Origin of the sequence: Streptomyces sp. NPDC057099, from assembly GCF_042671245.1 — a bacterium.
GTDB classification, from domain to species: domain Bacteria; phylum Actinomycetota; class Actinomycetes; order Streptomycetales; family Streptomycetaceae; genus Streptomyces; species Streptomyces purpurascens.
Genome location: NZ_JBHUTX010000126.1, coordinates 1 through 1,274, shown reverse-complemented (window position 1 = coordinate 1,274; position 1,274 = coordinate 1). Strand labels below are relative to the sequence as shown.

Sequence of the window (1,274 nt, the reverse complement as noted above, 5' to 3'; positions counted from 1 at the left end):
CCCGTGGCGACCACCCTGGAGCCCGGCATCCACGCCCCGGCCCCGACCCGCACCGACCCGCCTTCGCGGACCCCGGCCCTGGTTTCGCAGACCTTCGCGGACGCCCCGGCCGACACCGACACCGAGCCCAAGACGAGCCGCCACCTGTGGCTGATGATCCCGCTCGCCGTCATCGCCGTCCTCGCCGGACTGACCGCCGCCGGAGTCGGGTTCGCCCTCTCCTACGGCGCACTGCGCGACGCCGCCGTCGACTGGGGGTACACCGGCTGGCAGTCCTACGCCTTCCCCCTCGGGGTCGACGGCCTGATCGTCGCCCTCTACACGGCTGATCTGGTCCTCGCCTGGCGGCAGATGGCCCGCCCGTGGGTCCGGATCACGGCCCACGCCCTCACCGGCGTCACCATCGCGCTCAACGTGTCCGCCGCGGTGGACGGGATGCCCGGCACGCCCACCCTCGCCCAGGCCCTGGACCAGGACTTCGGGCGGGTCCTCGGGCACGCCATGATGCCGGCCGCGTACGTCATCCTCACCGAGGTCGCCCGCTGGGCCATCGCCCGCACTGCCCGCATCGAGGCGGGCCAGCCCGCCGACCAGGTCCTCACCCTCGCCGAGTGGTTCATGAACTTCCGCGTGACCTGGACCATCTTCCGGCACGCCAAGATCCAGCCCGCCACCTACGCCGACGCCCGGGTCTTCGCCCGTGAACTGGCCATCTACCGCGTGTGGCAGAAGGAGCGGGCCCTGTACGCCACCGGCACGGCGGAGGACCGCGCGAGCGTGCTGGACCGGATGCCCGCGCTCCTCGCCCCGTACGGGGTCAGCGTCGACGAGGCCCGCGCCATCCCCGCCGAGCGGCTGGAGCAGGAGCAGGCCCAGGAGGCGGAGCGCCGGCGGGCCGAGCAGCAGCGGAAGCGGGACCGCGAGCAGCAGCAGCGGGCCGAGCAGCGGGAGAAGGAGCGCCAGGAGCGCGAGGACGCCCACCAGGCCAACATGGACGCCCTGGCCAAGGAGGCCGAGGAGACCCGGCAGAAGGGCGAGCTCGCCGAGCTGAAGGCCACGGTCGACGGCCAGTCCCGCGCCGCGGCCCACCGCGCCGAGGCCATCGTCGCCACCGCCGAGATCCAGGCCACCACCGCCACCACCGCCGCCCAGCGCGCCGCCGAGGAGACAGCCCGCCGGGCCGCCGAGGAGGCCGCCGCCGAGGAGTCCGCGAAGGTCGCCACCGAGCGCGCGAAGGCAGAGGCCGCGTCCGCGAAGGAGGCCGAGGAGGCCGC

At 74.8% G+C, this 1,274-nt stretch carries 1 protein-coding gene; it reads left to right on the top strand.

All coding sequences use genetic code 11. The features are described from left to right. Positions 1-1,274, top strand: a 1,274-nt coding sequence (locus ACFT4A_RS42500; protein WP_382842062.1) for a DUF2637 domain-containing protein, incomplete at both ends; no start/stop codon positions are given.